General features: G+C 40.0%; 23 protein-coding genes and 5 tRNA genes. 25 read left to right on the top strand and 3 right to left on the bottom strand.

Annotation, left to right across the window (positions count from 1 at the left end):
* Positions 1-19: 19 nt before the first annotated feature.
* From argA to QQK06_RS07330, 19 genes are all read left to right on the top strand, one after another.
* Positions 20-1,330, top strand: a complete 1,311-nt coding sequence (gene argA, locus QQK06_RS07420) for an amino-acid N-acetyltransferase (protein ID WP_284244019.1) — start codon at positions 20-22, stop codon at positions 1,328-1,330.
* Positions 1,331-1,781: 451 nt separating this feature from the next.
* On the top strand, positions 1,782-2,969 hold the full coding sequence (locus tag QQK06_RS07415) for an outer membrane beta-barrel protein (protein WP_284244018.1): 1,188 nt from the start codon (positions 1,782-1,784) through the stop codon (positions 2,967-2,969).
* Positions 2,970-2,988: 19 nt separating this feature from the next.
* A complete protein-coding gene (locus QQK06_RS07410; RefSeq protein ID WP_284244017.1) occupies positions 2,989-3,501 on the top strand; it encodes a polysaccharide biosynthesis/export family protein in 513 nt (170 codons plus the stop codon).
* Positions 3,498-5,651, top strand: a complete 2,154-nt coding sequence (locus QQK06_RS07405) for a GumC family protein (RefSeq protein WP_284244016.1) — start codon at positions 3,498-3,500, stop codon at positions 5,649-5,651. Before QQK06_RS07410 ends, QQK06_RS07405 begins: the two co-directional genes overlap by 4 nt.
* Before the next feature lie 69 nt (positions 5,652-5,720).
* The gene (gene murB, locus QQK06_RS07400; protein ID WP_284244015.1) at positions 5,721-6,749 is read left to right on the top strand and encodes a UDP-N-acetylmuramate dehydrogenase; all 1,029 of its coding nucleotides are present in this window, start codon (positions 5,721-5,723) and stop codon (positions 6,747-6,749) included.
* A gap of 6 nt (positions 6,750-6,755) precedes the next feature.
* Positions 6,756-7,730: a bifunctional biotin--[acetyl-CoA-carboxylase] ligase/biotin operon repressor BirA gene (gene birA, locus QQK06_RS07395; RefSeq protein WP_284244014.1), complete on the top strand. Its 975-nt coding sequence runs from the start codon at positions 6,756-6,758 to the stop codon at positions 7,728-7,730.
* Positions 7,730-8,461 (top strand): type III pantothenate kinase, encoded by a 732-nt coding sequence (locus QQK06_RS07390; RefSeq protein ID WP_284244013.1) that lies wholly within the window; start codon positions 7,730-7,732, stop codon positions 8,459-8,461. The genes birA and QQK06_RS07390 overlap by 1 nt, the downstream gene beginning before the upstream one ends.
* Positions 8,462-8,590: 129 nt before the next feature.
* Positions 8,591-8,666 (top strand) — tRNA-Thr (locus QQK06_RS07385).
* 41 nt (positions 8,667-8,707) lie between these two features.
* Positions 8,708-8,792: transfer RNA gene (locus tag QQK06_RS07380), tRNA-Tyr, on the top strand.
* 29 nt (positions 8,793-8,821) lie between these two features.
* Positions 8,822-8,895 (top strand) — tRNA-Gly (locus QQK06_RS07375).
* Between the two features lie 12 nt (positions 8,896-8,907).
* Positions 8,908-8,983 (top strand) — tRNA-Thr (locus tag QQK06_RS07370).
* Positions 8,984-9,058: 75 nt separating this feature from the next.
* The gene (gene tuf, locus QQK06_RS07365) at positions 9,059-10,243 is read left to right on the top strand and encodes an elongation factor Tu (RefSeq protein ID WP_284243992.1); all 1,185 of its coding nucleotides are present in this window, start codon (positions 9,059-9,061) and stop codon (positions 10,241-10,243) included.
* A 711-nt stretch (positions 10,244-10,954) separates the two neighbouring features.
* Positions 10,955-11,614 carry a SurA N-terminal domain-containing protein gene (locus QQK06_RS07360; protein WP_284244012.1) on the top strand — a complete coding sequence of 220 codons (660 nt, stop codon included), beginning with the start codon at positions 10,955-10,957 and terminating at the stop codon, positions 11,612-11,614.
* Positions 11,615-12,088: 474 nt separating this feature from the next.
* Entirely contained in the window at positions 12,089-12,940 is an 852-nt protein-coding gene (locus QQK06_RS07355) for a M91 family zinc metallopeptidase (RefSeq protein ID WP_284244011.1), read from the top strand.
* 414 nt (positions 12,941-13,354) lie between these two features.
* Positions 13,355-13,618: a hypothetical protein gene (locus QQK06_RS07350; RefSeq protein ID WP_284244010.1), complete on the top strand. Its 264-nt coding sequence runs from the start codon at positions 13,355-13,357 to the stop codon at positions 13,616-13,618.
* Positions 13,619-13,731: 113 nt separating this feature from the next.
* Positions 13,732-14,073 carry a Fis family transcriptional regulator gene (locus QQK06_RS07345; RefSeq protein ID WP_284244009.1) on the top strand — a complete coding sequence of 114 codons (342 nt, stop codon included), beginning with the start codon at positions 13,732-13,734 and terminating at the stop codon, positions 14,071-14,073.
* 139 nt (positions 14,074-14,212) lie between these two features.
* Positions 14,213-14,404, top strand: coding sequence for a hypothetical protein (locus QQK06_RS07340; protein WP_284244008.1), 192 nt, complete (start codon positions 14,213-14,215; stop codon positions 14,402-14,404).
* A 125-nt stretch (positions 14,405-14,529) separates the two neighbouring features.
* Positions 14,530-14,928 (top strand): GFA family protein, encoded by a 399-nt coding sequence (locus tag QQK06_RS07335; RefSeq protein WP_284244007.1) that lies wholly within the window; start codon positions 14,530-14,532, stop codon positions 14,926-14,928.
* A 794-nt stretch (positions 14,929-15,722) separates the two neighbouring features.
* Positions 15,723-16,073, top strand: coding sequence for a VOC family protein (locus QQK06_RS07330; RefSeq protein ID WP_284244006.1), 351 nt, complete (start codon positions 15,723-15,725; stop codon positions 16,071-16,073).
* Between the two features lie 61 nt (positions 16,074-16,134).
* Here the strand turns inward: QQK06_RS07330 and QQK06_RS07325 are convergent, their stop codons facing one another.
* The 3 genes from QQK06_RS07325 to QQK06_RS07315 form a co-directional block, all read right to left on the bottom strand.
* Positions 16,135-16,998, bottom strand: coding sequence for a class I SAM-dependent methyltransferase (locus tag QQK06_RS07325; protein ID WP_284244005.1), 864 nt, complete (start codon positions 16,996-16,998; stop codon positions 16,135-16,137).
* A gap of 192 nt (positions 16,999-17,190) precedes the next feature.
* Complete coding sequence (locus tag QQK06_RS07320) at positions 17,191-17,598, bottom strand: PAS domain-containing protein (protein ID WP_284244004.1); 408 nt, start codon at positions 17,596-17,598, stop codon at positions 17,191-17,193.
* 377 nt (positions 17,599-17,975) lie between these two features.
* A complete protein-coding gene (locus tag QQK06_RS07315; RefSeq protein ID WP_284244003.1) occupies positions 17,976-18,608 on the bottom strand; it encodes a YiaD family glycine zipper/OmpA-like lipoprotein in 633 nt (210 codons plus the stop codon).
* Positions 18,609-18,811: 203 nt separating this feature from the next.
* On the opposite strand from QQK06_RS07315, the gene QQK06_RS07310 reads away from it, so the two are divergent.
* From QQK06_RS07310 to rplJ, 6 genes are all read left to right on the top strand, one after another.
* Positions 18,812-18,888, top strand: a tRNA-Trp gene (locus QQK06_RS07310).
* Positions 18,889-18,982: 94 nt separating this feature from the next.
* On the top strand, positions 18,983-19,363 hold the full coding sequence (gene secE, locus QQK06_RS07305) for a preprotein translocase subunit SecE (RefSeq protein WP_284244002.1): 381 nt from the start codon (positions 18,983-18,985) through the stop codon (positions 19,361-19,363).
* Between the two features lies 1 nt (position 19,364).
* Complete coding sequence (gene nusG / locus QQK06_RS07300; RefSeq protein ID WP_284244001.1) at positions 19,365-19,946, top strand: transcription termination/antitermination protein NusG; 582 nt, start codon at positions 19,365-19,367, stop codon at positions 19,944-19,946.
* A gap of 447 nt (positions 19,947-20,393) precedes the next feature.
* A complete protein-coding gene (rplK, locus tag QQK06_RS07295; RefSeq protein WP_284244000.1) occupies positions 20,394-20,822 on the top strand; it encodes a 50S ribosomal protein L11 in 429 nt (142 codons plus the stop codon).
* Positions 20,823-20,825: 3 nt separating this feature from the next.
* A complete protein-coding gene (rplA, locus tag QQK06_RS07290) occupies positions 20,826-21,521 on the top strand; it encodes a 50S ribosomal protein L1 (RefSeq protein WP_284243999.1) in 696 nt (231 codons plus the stop codon).
* 302 nt (positions 21,522-21,823) lie between these two features.
* Positions 21,824-22,318 (top strand): 50S ribosomal protein L10, encoded by a 495-nt coding sequence (gene rplJ / locus QQK06_RS07285; RefSeq protein ID WP_284243998.1) that lies wholly within the window; start codon positions 21,824-21,826, stop codon positions 22,316-22,318.
* The last annotated feature ends 66 nt before the right edge of the window (positions 22,319-22,384 follow it).

The raw sequence follows: 22,384 nt of genomic DNA, 5'->3' as shown, positions 1-22,384 counted from the left end.
ACGGAATAGTTAATAGCTAATGAATAACAGTGATCAAAATTATGTAAAGTGGTTTAGAAATGCCGCGCCTTATATCAATGCTCATCGCGGAAAAACTGTGGTGTTAATGTTTGGCGGTGAAGCGGTGTTACATCCAAACTTTGCCAATATTATTCATGATATATCTTTACTGCGCAGTCTTGGCGTCAAATTAGTGATAGTGCATGGTGCACGGCCACAAATAGAAGACCGCATTGCAGGACGTGGTATTGAGCGGCATATTGAAAATAATATTCGCATTACTGATGCTGAAACTTTAGTGGCGGTAAAAGATGCTACAGGTTCGCTGCGTCTGCATATTGAAGCATTATTAACTACTGGATTAGTCAATTCACCGATGCATGGGTCGCAAATTCGCGTCAGCACCGGAAATTTTGTTATTGCTAAGCCAATGGGTGTACGTGATGGTATTGATTACAAGTATACCGGCTCTGTCAGAAGAGTTGATGCTGCCGGTATTAATATGCAGCTTGATTACGGCTCGATTGTACTATTATCACCGATCGGTTATTCACCAACTGGCGAAGTGTTTAATCTGGCGTTAGAAGATGTAGCTACCCAAACAGCAATAGCACTTAAAGCAGATAAATTGATCGCCTTAACTGAAGACGATGGTTTAATTGATGAGGACGGACAATTGATCCGTAGCTGTAGCGTTCGGACGGTAAAAACCTTATTGGATGAGAAAGACTGCCATGTTCGTCAGTTGTTATTGCGCTCTATTATTCAAAGTGGTGAAAATGGTGTTGAACGTTGCCACTGTGTCAGTTATCAAAGTGATACCGCATTATTGCAGGAATTATTTACCCGTGATGGTGCCGGCACCTTAATCGCTAAAGATCATAAAGAACAAGTTGCGGTCGCGACCATAGATGATGTTGCCGGTATCTTGGAATTGATCCAGCCGCTGGAAGAGGAAGGTGTCCTGGTGAAGCGTTCGCGCGAATTACTGGAAGTGGAAATTGACCGTTTTACCGTGATCAAAAAAGAAGACGTAATTATTGCCTGTGCCGCACTATATCCTTATCCGGAAGCACACAGTGGTGAAGTGGCCTGTGTTGTGATCCATCCGGATTACCGCAATGGTAACCGTGGTGAACGCTTGATTGCGGCAATTGAAGCAAAAGCAAAACAGTTAGGGCTAACAAATGTTTTCGTGCTGACAACAGTCAGTGGTCACTGGTTTATCGAACAAGGCTTTGTCGAACAGTCAATCGATAAGTTACCGGAAAGCAAAAAACAGATGTATAATTTTCAGCGCAAATCTAAGATCTTCATTAAACAACTTTAGGGGGTGTTGGGCTTTATTAAACAGCCCCTCAAAGGCATATCAATAGTTCACTATTTATTCTCCAGTAAAAAGCGCAATAATGTAAATTTTTTGTAACATTGCTGCGCGATAATGCCATTCGGTTTAATCTTGATGCTAAATAGTTATTAGCTAACCAAGTCTGACTTACTTTCTGTTGCCCTAACTTATTACTCATAGTTTGCCGTAATGATTATTTGGCGTAACGCAGGGAAGCTAGGAAAGTTCTATAGCGCAGCGCATTATTATGGCCAGGTTTGTTACTGCTAACACATAGCAGATTGACTGATCCAGTTGCCCGCTATCCCTGCATTTTTACCAGCCTATGGTTGTGTTGTTAGTAAAGTGTAATATTTCAGTATAAAACTTGTATTTTTTGCCGAAATAAGATGCAATGGCCGCCTAATAAAAAAACATAATGAGTAATAGAAAGATGTCGTCCCTAAGAGCTGTTATCCGGGTTTGCAACGCTTTATTGTTGCTGGCAAATGGATCTGCCTTAGCCGAAGAAATGTTTACTCGTCATTCAGGTAATGAATTTCAGCTGTCACTGGCACCTGAAATTGGCACTTTAGATAATTTTTTTTATCAAGCCAATAATAAGCAAAGTACTAATTATCTTGCACTTAAAACCGAAGTCGAGTTGCAATTTCAGGCGGAACAACAACTGCTGGCTCTTGATAGTAAGTTTCATCACCTAAAATATCAGCAGTTTTCACAAGATAATCATACAGACTATTCGCTAGCGCCGAGCTATCAATACAAATTTGCGGTAAATAAGGCGTTTTTTATTGAAAGTGAGCTAAATGTTAATTATGAAGCAAGAGGCACTGGCTTATCGTTAGGTAAAGCAAGCTCATTAACCGTTGGAGATAGCAAAGAACAACGACAAATAACCGCGGGGTTGTTATATGGGCAAAAAGATTCCATCGCGAAATTAATCTTAGCGCTAGGGCTCAATGACAGTCGTTATCAGACTCGGCGAGCGACTACCCAGGTTCTTGACTACCAGACACAGTTTGTGCGTAGTAGCTTTGACTATTTATTATCAGATTATTCCTATTTAGCGACAGAGCTGGCTTATCAAGATCTCACTTTTGACCACAATCCATTGCAGGATAAAGATAAATTGACGGCGTTAGTGGGAATTAAATGGCAGACAACAGCGGCAACTCGGCTCGCTGCTTTAATTGGCTATCAACAAGTGAAGTTTGCGCAATCAAACTTTAAAGATGATAGCGCGCTCAAGTGGCAGCTTGATTGGCAGTGGCATCCGGTCGAGCAAATCAAATTTCTACTGCAATCTAAAAGGGATTTTCAGGAAGCGAATCGACTAACCGATAGTTATCGCTTAATCGATGCACACCGTATAGATGTCCAGTATCGTTTTAATCGTTCTTTGGCTGGTTCAATCGCACTGGCGTTAAATCAGGAAGAAATTGTGTACCAAACGAGTGCCACTGAAGAAGAGTATTTTAAGGCTGAAGCACAGTTAGATTATCAGCGTTTGGATTGGCTGGCTTTTTATCTACGCTATGTTGTTTCTAACTTAGATGCACAACAATCTACGCTGGATTATCAGCGCAGTAGTGTTTCTATTGGTTTTAGTGTTACTATCTGACAATAACTGGATAATAAATATGCAATTTATTCTTGCGTTACTGATTGTTTGCTGTAGTTGCCTGGTTCAGGCTTCAGATTATCGCTTGGGTGCTGGCGATGAAGTAGCCATTTCAGTTTATGGCGAGCCTGATCTCAGTATCAATGTCAAAATCAGTAAATCTGGCGTGATAACCTTTCCATTTTTGGATGACATAAATGTACTTGGGTTATCAACAAAAGCATTAGCTGAAAAAATCAGAGCTGGCTTGCTCGAGGATTATCTAGTTGATCCGCAAGTGACAGTGTCTATTGTGGAATATCGGCCATTTTTTATTCATGGCCAGGTTAACCGTCCTGGTGGCTATCCTTATCAGGATGATTTGACCTTAGATAAAGCGATTGCGCTGGCTGGTGGGTTGGCGAGCCGGGCATCAAAAAGCGAATGGAAAATCACAAGGAAAGTTGATGGTAAAAACAAGGTAATTCAAGGGGTTGTGATGACGCAGATATTGCCTGACGATATAATTGAAATAGAGCAAAGTTTCTTTTGAACGAAAACAATAAGTTACAGCAGACAGCAACTTCTGAAGAAGTCGTTTTAAAGGAGGTATTAAGTCCGCTGTGGGATCGACGATGGAAAATAATATTACTGACACTGCTAATTACCTTAGTTGTGGCTGTTTATGCGTCGTTATTAAAGTCCTCATATCGTGCCAGTGCGATATTACAGATTGGCAGCCACAAGCCAACGAATACCTTATCGATTAAAGATGCATTTAATGAGTCGACGGCTAGCTGGGAACAGATCAAGACCCAGTATGAGCTGCTACGTTCGAGAAAGTTTGCTGAACGAGTGGTGACCCGTTTAAATTTAACCGCTCATCCGGATTTTAATTCCGGTAAATATCAAGAATCGCTGATGTTTTGGCGTAATAAATCAGATGATAAGGAAACTCCTTCGTTTAATAAGGTGGTTGAACATTTTCAACGACAGTTAACTATCTCGCCAATTGTAGATACCGAATTAGTTAAAATCAGTTTCACTTCTTATGATGCGGAATTAGCCAGTAGAGTTGCAAATCAAATTGGCCAAACTTATCTGCAGTATCAGGATGAAATACATCGAGCGTCAAAAGAGTCTGCTTCCCAGTGGCTAGTGGATCAACTGGAAGAGTTAGGGAAAAAACTTGAAGCGTCAGAACAGGCATTGCAGACGTTTAGGGAGCAGGAAGGGATAGTCGAAGTTAAAGGTATTGCTGGTTTAATTGAATCTGAGCTAACTGAACTTACTTCTTCGGCGTTAAAGGCATCGAAAGCAGTAGATGACTTGAAAGTGACATACCAGTATATTCAAAAAAATCGTGGTAATAATACGCAATTAGCTGAGCTTCAAGAAATTAACCATAACCCAAGTTATATTCAGCTGCGTCGTTCAGAAGAACAGCTGGAAAGAAAAATCGACGAACTATCACAGCGTTATGGTCCTAAACACCCGAAAAGGACATCTGCTGAAGCTGAGTTAAGCTCTTTAAGACAAAATATTGTTAAACAAGTAAATGAACAGATATTCGCGATTGAAAAAGCGTACTTTTCGTCACTGGAAAAGGTGAAAGCCATTAGCACGCGTCTTAACGAAACAAAAACCGAATACTTACGTATCAGCCGACTAAATAATAAGTTCTCGCAATTACAGCGGGAAGTGGAAACTAACAAAGAGCTCTATAATAACTATTTGATCCGTCTGAAAGAAACGGATGCGATGGGGAATTATAAGTCGAATTTCTATGTGCGTTTTATTGATAAAGCGATCACGCCTAAAGCTCCGGTTGCGCCAAACAAGCGCTTGATGGTGCTGATGAGTTTTGTCTTGTCTGCGGTGCTATTATCTTTGATTATCATTGTTAGAGAGTTGGTGATGGATACCTTAAATTCACGCCGTAAGCTGGATAATTTTCAAGAAGCGGATATTCTCGCAGTATTGCCTAAGTTTAAAACCACTAAATCTCGCTGCGATAACTATCAAACAGATAATCGCTTTATCGAAGCAATTCGCTCGTTAAGAACCTCACTGTTATTAGGGCAGAGTAAAAAACCGCCGCAGGTCATCGCGATCACTTCTTCTGTACCCAATGAAGGCAAATCGACGGTTGCTTTGGAGCTAGCGCGCTCATTCGGTGAAATGGAGAAGGTACTATTAATCGAAGCAGACATGCGTCATCCAACCTTATATAAGACTTTAAAGGTAGATAAATTTCGCCCTGGTTTATCAAATCTACTGGCAAAAACTCATCAAATTAATGAATGTATTGTTCGTGATAAGCAGGTTAGACTGGATATTCTAACCTCCGGGATCACGCCTGCTAATCCATTGGCTTTTCTCTCGATGAAACGCTTTAATATGCTGATTAAAGTGTTTAGTAATTTTTATGATCGCATTATTATTGAAACACCACCGGTCAATGCGGTTAGCGATGCCGTCATTATTTCACGTTCAGTTGATAGCGTGCTATATGTTGTTCACGGTACTAAAACCAAAAGAGAGCATATTACTTCTGGCCTTCGTTTGCTCAATCAAGTGGATGCACCAGTTAGTGGCGTTGTGGTTAATCAAAGTGAAAATGTTGACAATGAAAAATATCACAATAAGTATTACCTCGACACCAGCAACATTATTAAACTCCCCGTGCGTAAGCATGGCTAAAGAACGGCGATTGATACCCATAATCTGTTTTTTCTATTACAATATGGCAAATTTTTTCTGATTGTCGCCATGAACACACCGCAAGCATTACAACTGAATCCCGAGAACAGTTTTTCTATTAGCAGTTCTTGTCCGGCATTTTATTCCCCAAGTTCTATTGAAGAATTAGCAAATATTGCAAAAGCAATGGATAAGCCGTTCTATGTTTTAGGGGCTGGCACTAATACCTTGTTTGTCAATAACGTAACTCCCGCGATTATTCATCCGAATTTTCATGGTATTGAAGTTAAGGACTGTGGCGATAGGGTGTTAGTCTCCGGACAGAGCGCGGAAAACTGGCACGAGTTTGTGCAATTTTGTCTGAATCGTGGCTATTATGGCATAGAGAACTTAGCGCTGATCCCCGGTAGTATTGGTGCTGCGCCCGTGCAAAATATTGGCGCTTATGGGGTTGAACTGGCAGACGTTCTCGATAGTGTGAGCTGGTTTGAATTTAGCAGTCAAACATTGCGCCATTTTACTAATGAGCAATGTCACTTTGGTTACCGTGATAGCATTTTTAAGCACGCCTTGTTTGGCAAGGGCATTATTGTTTCGGTAACGTTATCGTTGAGTAAAACATGGCAGCCAAAACTGAGCTATCAGGGACTGGCACAACTCGGTGCTGATGCAAGCGCAGAGCAGGTTTTTAATCAGGTGGTGCAATTGCGTCAGTCAAAATTGCCAGATCCCAAAGAATTACCTAATGCCGGCAGCTTTTTTAAAAATCCTGTTGTAGATGAGGACGTTTTTAATACTTTGCAGCAAAGCTACCCCGATATGCCGTATTATCCGCAGCGAAATCATCAGGTGAAGCTCGCGGCAGGCTGGTTGATTGATCAGTGTGGTTTAAAAGGTTATAGACAAGGTAATGTTGGTGTCCATCAACATCAGGCATTAGTGTTAGTAAACTATGGGCAGGCAAGTGGTAGGGAACTCTATCAATTAGCGCAATATGTTCAGCAGCAAGTGAAGCAAAAATTTGCCATTTGCTTAGAACCGGAAGTGCGCCTGTTAGATAGTGCTGGTCTGATTCATTTAACTGAAGTTAATAATTGATACCGTATGGCTAATTCAGTAAAAGAACAACTTATTAAGCAACTGGCAACGGGTCAGTTTGTTTCAGGTGAGCTTTTTGGCAAAGAACTTGGAATTAGTCGGGCGGCTGTCTCTAAGCATATAGCCGGTTTAAGCGATATTGGTATTGATGTATACCGAGTTACAGGTAAAGGCTATCGTTTAGCATCTCCGCTATCCTTGCTTGATAAAGCTAAAATACTCTCGCAGCTAGCGTTAAATGATTATGCCAGTAAGTTAGAAGTGCATACCTTAATCGATTCTACCAACAGTTACCTCATGCGTCGTATCCCTAATCAGGTCAAGCAGGGGCAAGTGATTATTGCGGAACATCAAAGTGCTGGGCGTGGACGACGTGGGCGACAGTGGGTATCACCATTTGGCTCTCATATTTATATGTCGATGTATTGGTATTTAGAGCAAGGAATGACCGCCGCAATGGGCCTAAGTGTCGTGACAGCGTTAGCGGTGAGTGATGCGATTAGTCATTTATATGATATCGACGTCGAACTTAAGTGGCCAAATGATATTTATCTCAATGGTGTTAAGCTGGCGGGAATTTTAATTGATCTCGAAGGGCAGGCACTGGAACCTTGTCATAGTGTTATCGGTATTGGCTTAAATATTGAAATGCCCAAAGATGTCGCACAGAACATCGACCAGCCGTGGACAGATTTGCAGTCCCATAGTGATATCGCTGTTGATCGTAATCGGCTATGCGGTGAAATCATTAAGTGCTTAAATCGGCGATTGGAAGTGCATAAACTCCATGGTATCGCAACGATGGTGGACGACTGGCTTGCACAAGATCTCTATTTAAACAAGCCAGTCAAGTTGATCACTGGTGATAAAGAAACACTTGGTGTATGTCGTGGCATAAATAATCATGGCGCATTATTGTTGGAAGCTGATGGCGATATTAAGCCTGTTTATGGCGGCGAAGTCAGTTTAAGGGCTCGTTAATGAAACTATTATTCGATATTGGTAATACTCGTACTAAATATGTGTTGCTTAATGATGGCGAATTATCTGATATTCATTATCTGGACACTTCAATGATTAGTGCAAACTGGTTATCGGAACATTTTGCTGATATCACTGAATGCGCAGTGGCCAATGTTTCGCAAGATATAGTGAGTCAAACTATTGTTAGCTGGTGTCAGCAACAAAGTATTGGCTGTCAGGTGTTAGAAACAGAAAAGCAAAATTTTGGTATTCGTTGTGCTTATAGTGAACCGAGCCGTTTAGGGGTTGACCGCTGGTTAGTGTTAGTCGGTGCTCGCCAACTGTTTGCTCAGCAAAACTGTTTGATTGTAGATGCCGGGACAGCAACTACGGTGGATTTATTAACTGCCAATGGTGAACATAAAGGCGGTTGGATACTGCCGGGCATCAAATTACTGTTTGATAGTCTTTTAAAAAATACCGAAAAAATTGCCGCACAAGCTGAATTAATCGACGAGGTTACTTTCGCGGATAATACTTCTGATGCGGTTAATCAAGCCTCGTGGGCGGCAACGCTTGGTCTTATTAATAGTGCAAAACAACTGAGTCATGATCAATACAGTATTGAGCTCAATCAATTAACGGTTATCTTAACTGGAGGTAATGCCAGACAGTTGTCTCAACTCTATCTGGGGGAAGTTAAACTGGTTGATAAGCTATTGTTTGTTGGTATGCAGGCATATTGTTAACGAGAATAACTGGCTTTTGTTCATTGTTTGCATAAAAAATCGTCAAACAGTAAAAAACATTTATTTTTTTAGTTTTTTTTATTGCAAGGGGCAAAACATTACTCTAGAATTCGCACCACTTAATGCAGTGCCGACTTAGCTCAGTTGGTAGAGCAACTGACTTGTAATCAGTAGGTCGCCAGTTCGACTCCGGCAGTCGGCACCATTAATACACTACTAGCATAGGCTAGTTGTGTTAAAAAATTTGGAGGGGTTCCCGAGTGGCCAAAGGGATCAGACTGTAAATCTGACGGCTCCGCCTTCGGTGGTTCGAATCCACCTCCCTCCACCATTTTTTAGAGAGATATTCTGATAGAATATGCGGACGTCGTATAGTGGTAATACCTTAGCCTTCCAAGCTAAAGCTGCGGGTTCGATTCCCGCCGTCCGCTCCATCTTTACGTCGTGCTGATATAGCTCAGTTGGTAGAGCGCACCCTTGGTAAGGGTGAGGTCGGCAGTTCAAATCTGCCTATCAGCACCACTTCTTGTATGCTATCTGATATCATTAACTTTTTATAAATTATTACATTTGTTAACACCCTAGAGGTATTTAAAAATGGCTAAAGAAAAATTTGAGCGTTCGAAACCGCATGTAAACGTAGGTACTATCGGACACGTTGACCACGGTAAGACTACGTTAACAGCTGCTATCTCTGCGGTATTAACAAAAACTCACGGTGGTGATGTACGCGATTTCGCACAAATCGATAATGCTCCAGAAGAGCGTGAGCGTGGTATTACTATCAATACTTCTCATATCGAATATGACACAGCAACACGTCACTATGCACACGTAGATTGCCCGGGTCACGCGGATTACATCAAAAACATGATCACAGGTGCGGCTCAAATGGACGGCGCTATCTTAGTAGTAGCGGCGACAGATGGTCCAATGCCACAAACACGTGAGCACATCTTATTGTCTCGTCAGGTAGGTGTACCTTACATCATCGTATTCTTAAACAAATGCGACATGGTAGATGACGAAGAGTTATTAGAATTAGTAGAAATGGAAGTACGTGAATTACTTTCAGAATACGAATTCCCAGGTGATGACTTACCAATTATCCAAGGTTCAGCATTAGGTGCATTGAACGGCGAAGCGCAATGGGAAGAGAAAATCATTGAGTTAGCAGACCAATTAGACTCTTACATTCCAGAGCCAGAGCGTGCGATTGACGGTGCATTCATTATGCCAATCGAAGACGTATTCTCAATCTCAGGTCGTGGTACAGTAGTAACAGGTCGTGTTGAGCGTGGTATCATCAAAGTAGGTGATGAAGTAGAAATCGTTGGTATTCGTGAGACACAAAAGTCAACTTGTACTGGTGTAGAAATGTTCCGTAAATTGCTTGACGAAGGTCGTGCAGGTGAGAACTGTGGTATTCTTTTACGTGGTCTTAAGCGTGAAGACGTAGAACGTGGTCAAGTATTGGCACAACCTGGTTCAATCACACCACACACGAAGTTCGAATCAGAAGTTTACGTATTATCTAAAGATGAAGGTGGTCGTCATACACCATTCTTCAAAGGCTACCGTCCACAGTTCTACTTCCGTACAACTGACATCACAGGTGCAGTAGAGTTACCTGAAGGTGTAGAAATGGTAATGCCAGGCGACAACTTGAAGTTTGTTGTCGAGCTAATCAACCCGGTTGCGATGGACGAAGGTTTACGCTTCGCGATTCGTGAAGGTGGTCGTACAGTAGGTGCTGGTGTTGTATCTAAAATCATCGACTAATTGATGATTAGATAGAATATCTACACTGAATGAAAAAGGCGCTTAGGCGCCTTTTTTGCTATCTGTAACTTGCGTAAGTTCTATCACTAGCCCTAAATGAAGCATCGCCTAGTATCGGTAGTTAGATAACATTGAAACGTTTAAAAGGATGCTTCGGTATCCTTTTTTGTTATCTACAGTTTGTTAACGCATAGCTAGCGTTTAGCTCTATTCTCGTTTTCCACACAGCCAGGTTATATTGTAATAAGTTAATTCTATTGATAAGGTACAAGAATTATTAAAGGGAATTATCGTGGTGTCTGTTTTTAAATCTTTGATTTGGCATAACCCGAAATGCTCGATAATAAGCTGTTATATGCTTAAAGTTCACAATGAAATATTGTGCTAAATGCAAAAGTAAAGTTGTTGTAAAAGACGTTGATTACTCCGCGGATATAAATGAAAGCATTTACCGTTGCCTTTGTCCTGTTTGTGGTAATAGTCTCTCGCATTTGAAAATTGGACGTATTATTGGCTTGGTATTTTTAGTATGAGTATTACTATTTGTTTTTCGGAATTATTAGGAAATATATTAATTAGCATATAAGTTGAATGCATATAATAAGCAAATGAATCAGGAAATTACAGATGGCTCGCGCTTCGTGCATTATAGCCAAACTGCATTTTCCGCTTAACATAGCGTTATACGGTTATCAAACATGGAAGTAGATTATGAAAAATAAGTTTACGGTTATTGTATTTTCTTTTTTATTCACGTTTTCTTTGAAGGGATTTGCATTTGATAATAGCCCAACAATAGTAGCTCAGGTTTTGGGAGATACAATATATGTTACTGATCTAGAAATAGATATGAGGTTATTAAAAGAGTATAAGCTGTCTTATCCTGATTTATCAGAAGAGGATGTTCTTGATAAAATGAGAGAGAATAAATTAACCTCAATCATTTGGAAGCGAATTATCCAAAAATTATCAAAAGAACATGAGTTGGAACCAACGGCTGAAGAAGTAGAAAGTTTTACTAAAGCCATTCATCGTTTCAGTTCAAACTCTTCATCTGAGAAATTAACTCCAGAAATGAAAGAAGCTTCACTCAAGGTAAATAGAAAACTCGTTAAAACATACAAAATTAGCAAGTATCTTTATGAAACGTATGGTGGCACAGTTATTTTCCAACAGGGAAACCCTCAAGAACCTGTAGGTGCGTATCGTAAACTTTTAGAAGAGTATCAAGCTCAAGGATACTTTAAAATATATAACCCAAAATATGAAAAGGCTTTCTGGGAGTACTACTTGCGTGAACATCCAATGGTTACTCCAGAGGATAAAGTCGATTTTTCTAAACCATGGTGGGAAAAAGCAAGAGATAAATAGTGTGTAAAACCATACAAGATGTTTAAGCGCAGGACTGTTAAAGTTTGACTCGGTTTCGCTTCGCTACACATTTTAGCCAATCATTAGCAGCCCCTTAACAGGGCTAGATGAACTCCCCAAATTATCAATTTTCTTACTTTGAATTATCTTTCCGACAGCCTTTATTCTTGCTTTGGTCGCATGGGGGCATGCGGTCTATTTTATTTACAAGGCGTTGGCGGGGATTCATAAGAAAGGCAAGAAGACTGGGGCTTTTTTACCCCGCTCAGGTGAGGTAAAAAAGCCCCACTTATTCATTTGAAACTATTGGTCACCCATTATTGTACTAGTTTACTTCCATACTACAGGGGCAAATGCCTGTTATAAGATGATTATGAAACAGGCATGGAGTTTGCTTTTATTGTCATTAATCTGCAACAACCTATTTAATATAAAATAGACCGAATTCAAAAAAGATTATAAGGGAGATTAAATATGTCAGGGAATAATACCGGTCGTAGAGCCGATCCGTTTAGACCATTATTAATTGATTCACTTGAGCAAACAGGAAATAGCCATAGTCAGGATTGGGCTAATCGTTTGAGATCGGAACATTCTATAGAAAAGGGCAAGTTGGAGGGCCCTAAGGGTGGTATAACACCTGAAATGCTGGTGCAACAACATGGGAAATTAAGAAAAGTTAATGAGGTCAATACGCCTTGGGCTGATAACCTTAAGATCAAGCGAGACGGCCGCTTCACCACTCACACGTCGGGGGCTGCATTTACTGATTTTGTCCGCCAAACCCGAGATGACCTGACTACTTTGGCATCAACCTCTTCTGGTCAAGATATCTTTAACAAAATTAAAACCGCTCCCAAGCATTCGGTGGCCATTCAGGATGCAGGTACCTCCCCTGGGTTACGAGAATCCAGTAGAACTCTTGACCTAACAAATTCAGTATATGATCCATTACATATCCCTGGTTTTTCTAAACCGTTAATGTATCACGGTAAAGGTTCTTCCGCAGAGGTCGCGCATCATACCGATTTTCAGAAGCGAACCTCTGGGATTGATGGTGTTACTACTCCCAATGCAGTGGGGTTGGGGCATGAGTTAATTCATGCCGCCCACGCCGTGCAGGGCCGAAGGATGGCCGAAGACCAAACACAGTCAGTACGCCCAGAAGAGCGGGAAACTGTTGGTAAAACGGACGGCAGCCGTGGCTATGGGGGACATCCCACTGAAAACAGTATTCGCAAGGATTTAAATGAGCAGGTCTATAACGATTCAGGTAAAGTAGGGAAAATTGCCATGCGCAAGAAATACGGCGGGCAAAATCTGTGATTAGGCCCATTGCTATTGGCACATGATTCTATCATTCGCTATAAAAGCAGTAATAACTACTGAGAAAGAGGCTGTAGTAAAAGTCGGTATGTATCGTTCAATATATTTAATTCTCTTTGGGGACCATACGCATTAACTCATCAAGGTCTTGTTTTTAGAAATAAGGTCTTGGTCAGTATCTCTGTTTTCGTTGTTATAGTATGTACCATGCATATAATTGAGCCGTCTCTAGTAACACTTAATAAAACCATTAAGGTGCGCCAGCAAAGACAAGCTGGCTGGACAGCCACACTCCAGTTGCTTTGTGTTGTCGCTGCACTTTAAAATAACATAAAGCAACCTACGTATTGTCTGCCTATTATGAGGGCGTTAGATATAAAAGGATGGTTAGTCGTGAACGGCAAGTATTTTAATATGGTTTTATTACTCCTTGCATTTTTCCTTACTAATGCAATGTCATATTTTTTGGGTGAAAATAACAAAGACACCTCTATTACTCATGCAATCACCCATACTAAAATTATCACTATTACAAATTTAACTGATACTCTGGGTTATGTTTCTGATGGTGAATCGCATGAAAATATGGAAGTTCTTGAACATTATGATATTAAAGATTTGCGTTATTACATAGTAAAGCTCAATGGTGTTAAAACTTTAGCGCTGCACGCGATGTAAATAGAACAAGTTGTTTAAGCGCGGGACTGTTAACGTTTGGCTCATTTCCGTTTCGCTATATTTTAGCCAACAATTTTTATTGCCTCTTAATGAGGCTAGGCAGCAGTCACAGTATGCGTAAAACAGATAAGAAAGTTGATAATAAACTTAGACTTGTATTAACGGATGTGTGTGAAACTGCATTAAAGGAAATTAACGGCTTTCAATGGTTAACTCACTTAGTCAATTATTCAAACTTTCCACAAAGTTTAAAAGTTGTATGTGTTTTCGATACCAATGATCACCTTGCAACTTTTATCGCCAGTAGTAATAAAAATTTGTTTACTTCTCTCATTGAGAGCAAGCTAAACGAAATTGATATTAAATTGAAAAATGTGGCAGCTCAACTTTTATATGACACTGAAGAGAATTGTGCAAAGTTCCATAATGGAAATTGGGCTAACCGCTTGGGGTAAATACTAACCATACAAGCAAATTAACGTATGGGCTAATAACGCTTGGTTTTTGTTCCATCCTCGTTTACTTTAACCAACTATATTTGTCCATTATTTGGGCATCAGCAGTATAATCATTTATCAAAACAAGGAGAGTTACATGAAAATTCAATTACACAATCAAATCTTTCCCATTGCAGGTTTATTCTTTGGACTATTAGCTACATTATTTGGCCTTCACATGTCGTCTGCAATCGAATCAACTCCTACATTAATGGGTATGGTTTCTGCTGTATGGTGTGCAGTTTCTGCGAGTATTATCGGTGGCAGAGGTAATAAAGACTCAGCATAGTAAATACTGCTAACAAGGCCATTATGGATGAGGCGTCTAAAGCTTGGCTGGCGTTCATTCTTCGTTAATTTTAGCCAAGTATTTATACGCCCGAGATAGCGGCGTTATAACCTACGGAGAGTATTGTGATAAATAAAGGAAGTTGTTTATGTAATCAAGTTCAATATGAAATAGATGGTGAATTTGAAGATGTACTCAATTGTCACTGTAGTATGTGTCGTAAATTACACGCATCGGCATTTCGCACAAGAGCAAAAATAAAGACGCAGAGCTGGAAAACTATACAGGGTGAAAAATTCATTAAGTTTTATGAATCATCACCGGGTGAGCATAAAGGCTTTTGCTCTGAGTGCGGCTCTAGTTTATTTACAAAGTTTGATGCAGACCCAAATATACTGGGCTTTCCTTTTGGCACTTTAGATACCGATCCTAAAGTAAAACCTACCCGTCATGTTTATGTTGGTAGTAAAGCTGAGTGGCATGAAATTACAGATAATTTACCTCAACAACAAGAGTTTGAGTAAGTATAACAAGTTCTCAAAAGAAAAAATTACCGTTGGCTCGCGCTTTGCGCATGATAGCCAACGTTAGTTTCTTTTAAGCAAGCGCTATATTTTCAAAAGATCTTAATACTGGATTTAGAGTTAGATCACGTTTTTATACCTACCGATAAACCCAAAGTGACGGGTGAACTTTTAATTTCTATGGAACTTGAGGAAAGTGTTCGTCGGGATCATAAGGGGCTGGGTACTTCAAATCGTCGATTTGCTTTTTCGAATGGAATGCTAGAAATACTATATCTACGTGATCGTGAAGAGGCTATTAACGGCCCGGCAATTGTTGCGTTATGTTCTAGGAGAGTTTAGTGATTCATAAAGGACGTTGTCATCGCCAAGCAATAAGGTTTGAAGTAGAGGCTCCAGAAATAATCTAAGCTGATTATTGCAATTGCTCAATCTGCTCCAAATCTGGATTTCTTCATATGATAGTGCAGCTAAGTAAATTTAAATTATTAAGTGGCAAAGAAATGCTTTTAACTTATACATTTAATCCAGGTGTTGCTAAGCATACGTTTTGCATAAAAATGTGGGGTAAAACCATTTTATACACCTCGTTCAAATCCTGATGGTATTGATATTAATGTAAACTGTCTGGACACCGAGAATTTGTCAGTCAATATTACTGAGTTTGATGGTAAAAGTTGGGAACAGAATGGACATAAAAGTAAGGAGATATAATAAGTACAGTCACAATTACCACTTCGTGGCCTGTGCTGCGAGCGTTATAACATAAGATCAGGTGTCTAGAGGTTCTATTAATGAAAGTAAAACGAATAATTTCAAACATTGCAGCATCCAATCCGGGTGATGGCAAAATATTCTATGAGTCTATATTTGGTCTAAAGCTTGTGATGGATCACGGATGGATTAAGACCTATAGCTCAGGTGAAGAAATGACTACACAAATTAGTGTGGCATCAGAGGGAGGCTCAGGGACTCCTGTGCCAGACTTGTCCATAGAAGTTGATGATCTTGATACCGTACTAAAAAGGCTCAAGTCTGAAAATATTCCAATTCAATACGGTCCAGTATCAGAACCTTGGGGAGTACGCAGGTTTTATGTTCGTGACCCATTTGGCAAGCTAATCAATGTACTTCAACATCAGTAACGGCATTGAAAGTATTTAACATGTAAAAATATTCTGAGTAAAGAAAGCATGAAATACACCGTTATTTAGGGGTGGTCGCTGTGATAAACCATGCACTAGATGGTGCCCAAATGGTACCATCGTCACGTTTATACTTACAAATAACATCAGCTAATTCGCGTTCAACTTGTGCTTTTAATCGTTGTCCTTCTTCTTCAGCAAGACGAATAACTTCACCGGCTGGGCCAATTTCAAGAGCAAACTGAATGGCTTCATCCAAGTCACGACCAATACAAATATCTGAATCAAAACGTTCAAATTGAATATTCTCAAACCCTACGGCTTTTAGCATATCACTGACCATATCTGGTCCCGCCATTGAAAAAGGACCCGGGCCACAATGAACAGCATCCGTTTCATCATGAGAAATAACCGGTACGATGTTTTTTACACACAGCTCTGCATCATGTAACCAAGGGTTAGCCTCTCTTTTGCGCCAAACTACCTGAGTGAATTTTCCGCCGGGTTTTAATGAGCGGCGAATATTTTTCATCGCTAAACTGGGCATATTAAAGAACATGGTACCAAAGCGAGCAAAGGCTTGATCATAAGGACCAGCTAAGTCATCAACTTCAACATCTGCAACAAAAAAGTGTGTGTTGGTTAGAGATTCTTGCTGTGCGGCAAGTTTACATTGTTCAATAAAGTTAATAGCGCAATCAACGCCGCTAGCCATACCTTCTTTACCAACTAACTTAGCGATACGGATTGTACAATCACCAAAGCCACAGCCAACATCTAAAATTTTTGCACCAACTGGCGGTGGATGCCGCTCAAATACTTGTTCACTAATAGCCGCATAGCCTTCTACAAACAGGTATTTAAATCGGGTAAATTTGTCAAACAATACGGTATTCCATGCTTCTATTACTACTTCGTTAGCCATGGTGCCCCCCTTTATTGATTGAAATTGCAATGTTGCGGAAATCGGTTAATTCAAGTGTAGACTAATTATTCGATCTTTAAACGTGGTTTTAACTGTGACAATATAATTCTAATAAATAACCGTAACTTGTAAGAGTTTTACTTATTATCATTCACCTGATCTTAATGGAGGATGCTAAAATGAGTGTTGCATTTAATTCGTAGGACTTTGGTCAAGCGGGGTAAACATGACGATATAATGGTCTGGGATTAGATAATTACAGACTTCAGAGTAAACGCGATAACGAACGGTACCGTTGAATTTGGTCCTGATGTTTACCTCCATTGAAACGTAATTACCTTTACTTTTATCAAAAGATTCAATAACTAATTCCCATTGGGCTGCAACTACTTTTTGGTAATCTTCATCTGGGTAGGCTGTTATCCACCAGCTATTTTTATCAGGTACCTCCGCAAGTGACCAACCAATATCTTTTTTAAACTGTTCGTTTATAAATGTGATTTTGTGGTTCAAAGTTTGGCTGTCATTTTTTACTATGGCTGCGCCAAAAGGAAGTTTGTTTAGATATTCTTCAGCAGTGAAAGTAACGGGCATCAACAATGAAATCCTTGGGTTGTTCATTATTACTTATACATCAGAATATCAAATTATTCGAACGGTTAGTGAAATATTGCATTTTCTAAGAAGGTAAAGCTGCTTTAGAGTTTAATGTTTGTGTTCTGTTTATTTCTTGATGTTGAAATTAAGAAATAAATAGGCACTTAATCCTGAGAATTAAGCGCCTTTTTGAAAATAATTTTAGGCAAAAATTATTCTATTCTTCTTCCGTAGTTTCTACGGCTTGATCTTGTTCATTTTCTTGGTTTGTTTGGTGGTTTTCACCACCACATTGACCACAACAACCCATAATATAGTCCAGTTAGTGAATGTTAAATCATCATACTGCGTTAGCGATATTAGGTATTGATCAAGATCAGTTAACTGGCTTTATTAGGAATTATTTGGATTTCAACGCGGCGGTTTAACGCGCGGTTTGTTACCGTATTATTGTCAACAATTGGCATTTTTTCGCCAAAACCAGACACTTTTAAGCGCGTATCTTGCACTGTTTTGCTGACAAGGTAATGCTTGACGCTTTGAGCTCGTTTTGTTGATAAGGTTTGATTATATTGTTCACTGCCTGTGTTATCCGTATGACCTTCAATGCTCAGTAGCGTTTTATCAAATTTAATTAAGACCTTAGCGACATCGTCTAGCGTTTGATGAAATCCAGGGGAAATATACGCTTGGTCTGTTGCAAAGGTAATATTTGATGGCATCACTAAGCGAATGTTGTCACCTTCACGAATGACGTCGATTCCCGAGCCAGATAATTCTTCGCGAAAGGCTTGTTCTTGTTTATCCATATAATCACCAATGGCTGCACCGGCGATTGCACCAATTGCCGCTCCCCAGACTAAGCGTTTATCTTTATGGTTACTGGTAGATTTCCCTAAAATAGCGCCGGCAACAGCACCAATAGCAGCGCCTTTTTGCGTGTTTGTTGAGGCACAACCGGAGAAGATAAGCGCACATGACATAGCGCAAACTAACGATTTTTTTAATAACATAATGACTCCAATATCGGAAAAGAAAAATTAAAAAAGAGAGTATATACTAAGCGAAGTTTATCTTAATAAGATCTTATAAATATCCCTTGAGTAATCTGTTTTCATCAGTATAATAGCCCCTCACTTCTCGTGTTAGTCTTAATTTTCCCAAACAAACTAAGAATCACCCGACAAGTGCAACCAAATTTTGGTTAAATTGATAAAGGGGTATAGTTCCAATTGGTAGAACAGCGGTCTCCAAAACCGACGGTTGGGAGTTCGAATCTCTCTACCCCTGCCATATTTTATTATAAATATCCTGGATATTTATAATTAGAGTGCGCGTTGAGCAAATGAGTTGTCTACGATAGACAGGTAATTACAGGTTTAGAATTATGAATGCAAGTACAGAAAACCAGCCAAGTGGTTCTCTAGATTCTTTAAAGTGGGGGCTCGCTATTCTTTTACTAGCGGGTGCTGTGGTTGGTAATTATATTTATGCCGAACAGTCAGTGTTGTTAAGAGCTGTTGGTGTTGTGATTGCTGTGATTGTTGCTGGTTTAGTTGCCGGGCAAACAGAAAAAGGCCGCACTGCAATTAACTTTGCTAAAGAAGCTAGAACAGAAACCCGTAAGGTTGTTTGGCCAACTAGGCAAGAAGCTGTACAAACAACTATGATTGTTTTAGCCGCCACATTCATTATGTCATTAGTCATGTGGGGCTTAGATTCAATATTATTTGAACTTGTTGGTTTCATTACTGGATTAAAGGTTTAATATGTCTGAAGAAAACTCAATCACTGACGGCGATTCAGCCCAAGAAAATAAACCTAAGTTACGTTGGTATGTTGTACAAGCGTTTTCTGGTTATGAAGCGCGCGTACAAAAAACATTAATTGAGCATATTGAAATTCACGGCTTACAAGATAAATTTGGTCAAATTCTTGTGCCGACTGAAGAAGTGGTAGAAATGCGCGCTGGTCAAAAGCGTAAAAGTGCACGTAAATTTTTCCCTGGCTATGTATTAGTTGAAATGGCGATGGATGAAGAAGCATGGCACTTAGTGAAAAGTGTCCCACGTGTTTTAGGCTTTATCGGTGGTACAAGTGATCGTCCTGCGCCTATTACGCAAAAAGAAGCTGATCGCATTTTACAGCGTTTAGAAGATGGTGATAAACCGAAACCTAAAACATTGTTTGAGCCAGGTGAAGTGGTTCGTGTTATTGACGGTCCATTTGCCGACTTTAACGGTGTAGTTGAAGAGTTAGATTACGAGAAAAACCGCATCAAAGTTTCTGTGCTTATTTTTGGTCGCTCAACACCTGTTGATTTAGAGTTTGGTCAGGTAGAAAAAGGCTAAATCTCGTTATACCGAATTTAACGCAAGTTTAAATTGACTGGTATTTTATAAAAAGCGAAAGATTCATTCTTTCGCTTTTTTTATGGACAGAAATGACGGTATAAAGCGATCAGATGGATGTGAAAGAGAACATGTCTACATGGATTTAAACGATAGAGTGAAGTTGGTAACAGAACCGAGGAAGTACGGCCTAGGACAAACGCTAAGTATCGGCATCTTTGTGGGGAATATCGTTAGCTTGCGAATGGAATTAAAGCTGATGTATATAAAATTAAGAAAAATCTTGAATCGGTTGCGCTGATTAATATATAATCCGCTGCCGATTTTTTTTGATTCAGTGAAACTGGGTAATAAAAAAATCGTTTTTTAATCCACGGGGAGCTCACCTAACAGGTTTTATGCTTTTAATAGCAGGGCGTTTGCACCCAAATATAGGAATTTTTAAAGATGGCTAAGAAAGTCCAAGCTTTAATTAAGCTACAAGTTGCTGCTGGTGCAGCAAATCCGTCACCACCAGTTGGTCCTGCATTAGGTCAACACGGTGTGAACATCATGGAATTCTGTAAAGCGTTTAACGCGAAAACTGATTCTTTAGACAAAGGCGCTCCAGTACCAGTAGTTATTACTGTATACAATGACCGTTCTTTCACGTTCGAAACTAAGACTCCACCTGCTTCTTACTTGCTTAAGAAGGCGGCTGGTATCAAGTCAGGTTCAGGTCGTCCTAACACTGAAAAAGTGGGTACTGTTACACGTGCTCAACTTGAAGAAATTGTTAAGATGAAAGAACCAGATTTAACAGCAGGCGATATGGATGCTGGCGTTAACACTATTGCGGGTTCTGCTCGTTCAATGGGCTTAGTGGTAGAGGGTTAATCAATGGCTAAATTATCAAAGCGTGCTCGTCTAATCCGTGAAAAAGTAGACGTATTAAAAGATTATGAAATCAACGAAGCATTAGCGCTTTTAAAAGAATTAGCAACAGCTAAATTCCGTGAAAGTGTTGATGTTGCTGTAAACCTTGGCATTGATGCTCGTAAATCAGATCAAAACGTTCGTGGCGCAACAGTATTACCAAATGGTACTGGTCGTGATGTACGCGTTGCTGTATTTACTCAAGGCGCTAACGCTGATAAAGCGAAAGAAGCTGGTGCTGACGTTGTCGGTATGGAAGATTTAGCAGAGCAAGTGAAGAAAGGCGAAATGGACTTTGACGTTGTTATCGCTACTCCTGATGCTATGCGTGTTGTTGGTCAGTTAGGTCAAATTTTAGGCCCACGTGGTTTAATGCCTAACCCTAAAGTTGGCACGGTAACTCCAGATGTAGTTACTGCGGTTAACAATGCTAAAGCGGGTCAAATTCGCTATCGCAACGACAAAAACGGTATCATCCATACAACTATTGGTAAGGCTGATTTCGACGACGCTAAGTTGAAAGAAAACTTAGAAGCATTATTAGAAGCGCTTAAGAAAGCTAAGCCTGCGAATGCTAAAGGTCAATTCATTAAGAAAATTTCAGTATCAACAACTATGGGCGCTGGTGTATCAGTAGACCAAAGTAGTTTGACACTTTAATTTTTATTGTGAAACACTCGCTTTGAGTGCTTTACTTTGGCGAAATTGTAAACTATAATTTCGCCCCTTAAATTTTGGTAGGTGTTGCTTTAGACAAAATTTATTTTTGAGTTAAAGCAACCCCGTCAAAGACCGTAGGTGTATTTATTTCTTCTGATTTAAATACTTAATATTTCCTACGTAGATGGTGATTACCCAGTATTTCCTTAATTCTGGTCCTCGCCGTAACGGCCTAAAATAGCAAAAGCTGTTTTAGGGATAGTAAATGCCGGAATTTCCGGTTGAACCAGGAGTAAAAGCCAATGGCTATCAATCTTGATGACAAAAAAGCAATTGTTGCTGAAGTTCAAGAAGCTGCCACTGGCGCTCAGTCAGCTGTAGTCGCGGATTCTCGCGGTGTAACAGTTGAAGCAATTACTACTTTGCGTAAACAAGCTCGTGAAAACGGTGTATGGATGAAGGTTGTCCGTAACACATTAGCACGTCGCGCATTAGAAGGTACTGACTTTGAATGTGTTTCTGAAACACTAGTTGGTCCATCATTAATTGCATTTTCAAACGAGCACCCAGGTGCAGCAGCGCGTTTATTCACAGACTTCGCTAAAACTAACGAAGACTTCGAATTAAAAGCAGCCGCATTTGAAGGTAACGCTGTAGACGTAAATATGTTAGCTAAGCTACCTACTTACGACGAAGCAATTGCACGTTTAATGAGCGCTATGAAAGAAGCATCAGCAGGCAAACTTGCCCGCACACTTGCTGCAGTACGCGATCAGAAAGAGCAAGAAGCTGCTTAATTGTTGGACTAATATATTACCAACGCACGCTTTTTGTATTTATAGTTATTAAAAACAATCAGTTGA

Origin of the sequence: Thalassotalea insulae (genome assembly GCF_030161395.1) — a bacterium.
Lineage (GTDB): Bacteria > Pseudomonadota > Gammaproteobacteria > Enterobacterales > Alteromonadaceae > Thalassotalea_E > Thalassotalea_E insulae.
This window is presented reverse-complemented; position numbering and strand designations above follow the sequence as displayed.

Coding starts and splice junctions, on each gene's coding strand:
- argA (WP_284244019.1), top strand. CDS start 20: ATGAATAACAGTGATCAAAATTATGTAAAGTGGTTTAGAAATGCCGCG.
- QQK06_RS07415 (WP_284244018.1), top strand. CDS start 1,782: ATGTCGTCCCTAAGAGCTGTTATCCGGGTTTGCAACGCTTTATTGTTG.
- QQK06_RS07410 (WP_284244017.1), top strand. CDS start 2,989: ATGCAATTTATTCTTGCGTTACTGATTGTTTGCTGTAGTTGCCTGGTT.
- murB (WP_284244015.1), top strand. CDS start 5,721: ATGAACACACCGCAAGCATTACAACTGAATCCCGAGAACAGTTTTTCT.
- birA (WP_284244014.1), top strand. CDS start 6,756: ATGGCTAATTCAGTAAAAGAACAACTTATTAAGCAACTGGCAACGGGT.
- QQK06_RS07390 (WP_284244013.1), top strand. CDS start 7,730: ATGAAACTATTATTCGATATTGGTAATACTCGTACTAAATATGTGTTG.
- tuf (WP_284243992.1), top strand. CDS start 9,059: ATGGCTAAAGAAAAATTTGAGCGTTCGAAACCGCATGTAAACGTAGGT.
- QQK06_RS07360 (WP_284244012.1), top strand. CDS start 10,955: ATGAAAAATAAGTTTACGGTTATTGTATTTTCTTTTTTATTCACGTTT.
- QQK06_RS07355 (WP_284244011.1), top strand. CDS start 12,089: ATGTCAGGGAATAATACCGGTCGTAGAGCCGATCCGTTTAGACCATTA.
- QQK06_RS07350 (WP_284244010.1), top strand. CDS start 13,355: ATGGTTTTATTACTCCTTGCATTTTTCCTTACTAATGCAATGTCATAT.
- QQK06_RS07345 (WP_284244009.1), top strand. CDS start 13,732: ATGCGTAAAACAGATAAGAAAGTTGATAATAAACTTAGACTTGTATTA.
- QQK06_RS07340 (WP_284244008.1), top strand. CDS start 14,213: ATGAAAATTCAATTACACAATCAAATCTTTCCCATTGCAGGTTTATTC.
- QQK06_RS07330 (WP_284244006.1), top strand. CDS start 15,723: ATGAAAGTAAAACGAATAATTTCAAACATTGCAGCATCCAATCCGGGT.
- QQK06_RS07325 (WP_284244005.1), bottom strand. CDS start 16,998: ATGGCTAACGAAGTAGTAATAGAAGCATGGAATACCGTATTGTTTGAC.
- QQK06_RS07315 (WP_284244003.1), bottom strand. CDS start 18,608: ATGTTATTAAAAAAATCGTTAGTTTGCGCTATGTCATGTGCGCTTATC.
- secE (WP_284244002.1), top strand. CDS start 18,983: ATGAATGCAAGTACAGAAAACCAGCCAAGTGGTTCTCTAGATTCTTTA.
- nusG (WP_284244001.1), top strand. CDS start 19,365: ATGTCTGAAGAAAACTCAATCACTGACGGCGATTCAGCCCAAGAAAAT.
- rplK (WP_284244000.1), top strand. CDS start 20,394: ATGGCTAAGAAAGTCCAAGCTTTAATTAAGCTACAAGTTGCTGCTGGT.
- rplA (WP_284243999.1), top strand. CDS start 20,826: ATGGCTAAATTATCAAAGCGTGCTCGTCTAATCCGTGAAAAAGTAGAC.
- rplJ (WP_284243998.1), top strand. CDS start 21,824: ATGGCTATCAATCTTGATGACAAAAAAGCAATTGTTGCTGAAGTTCAA.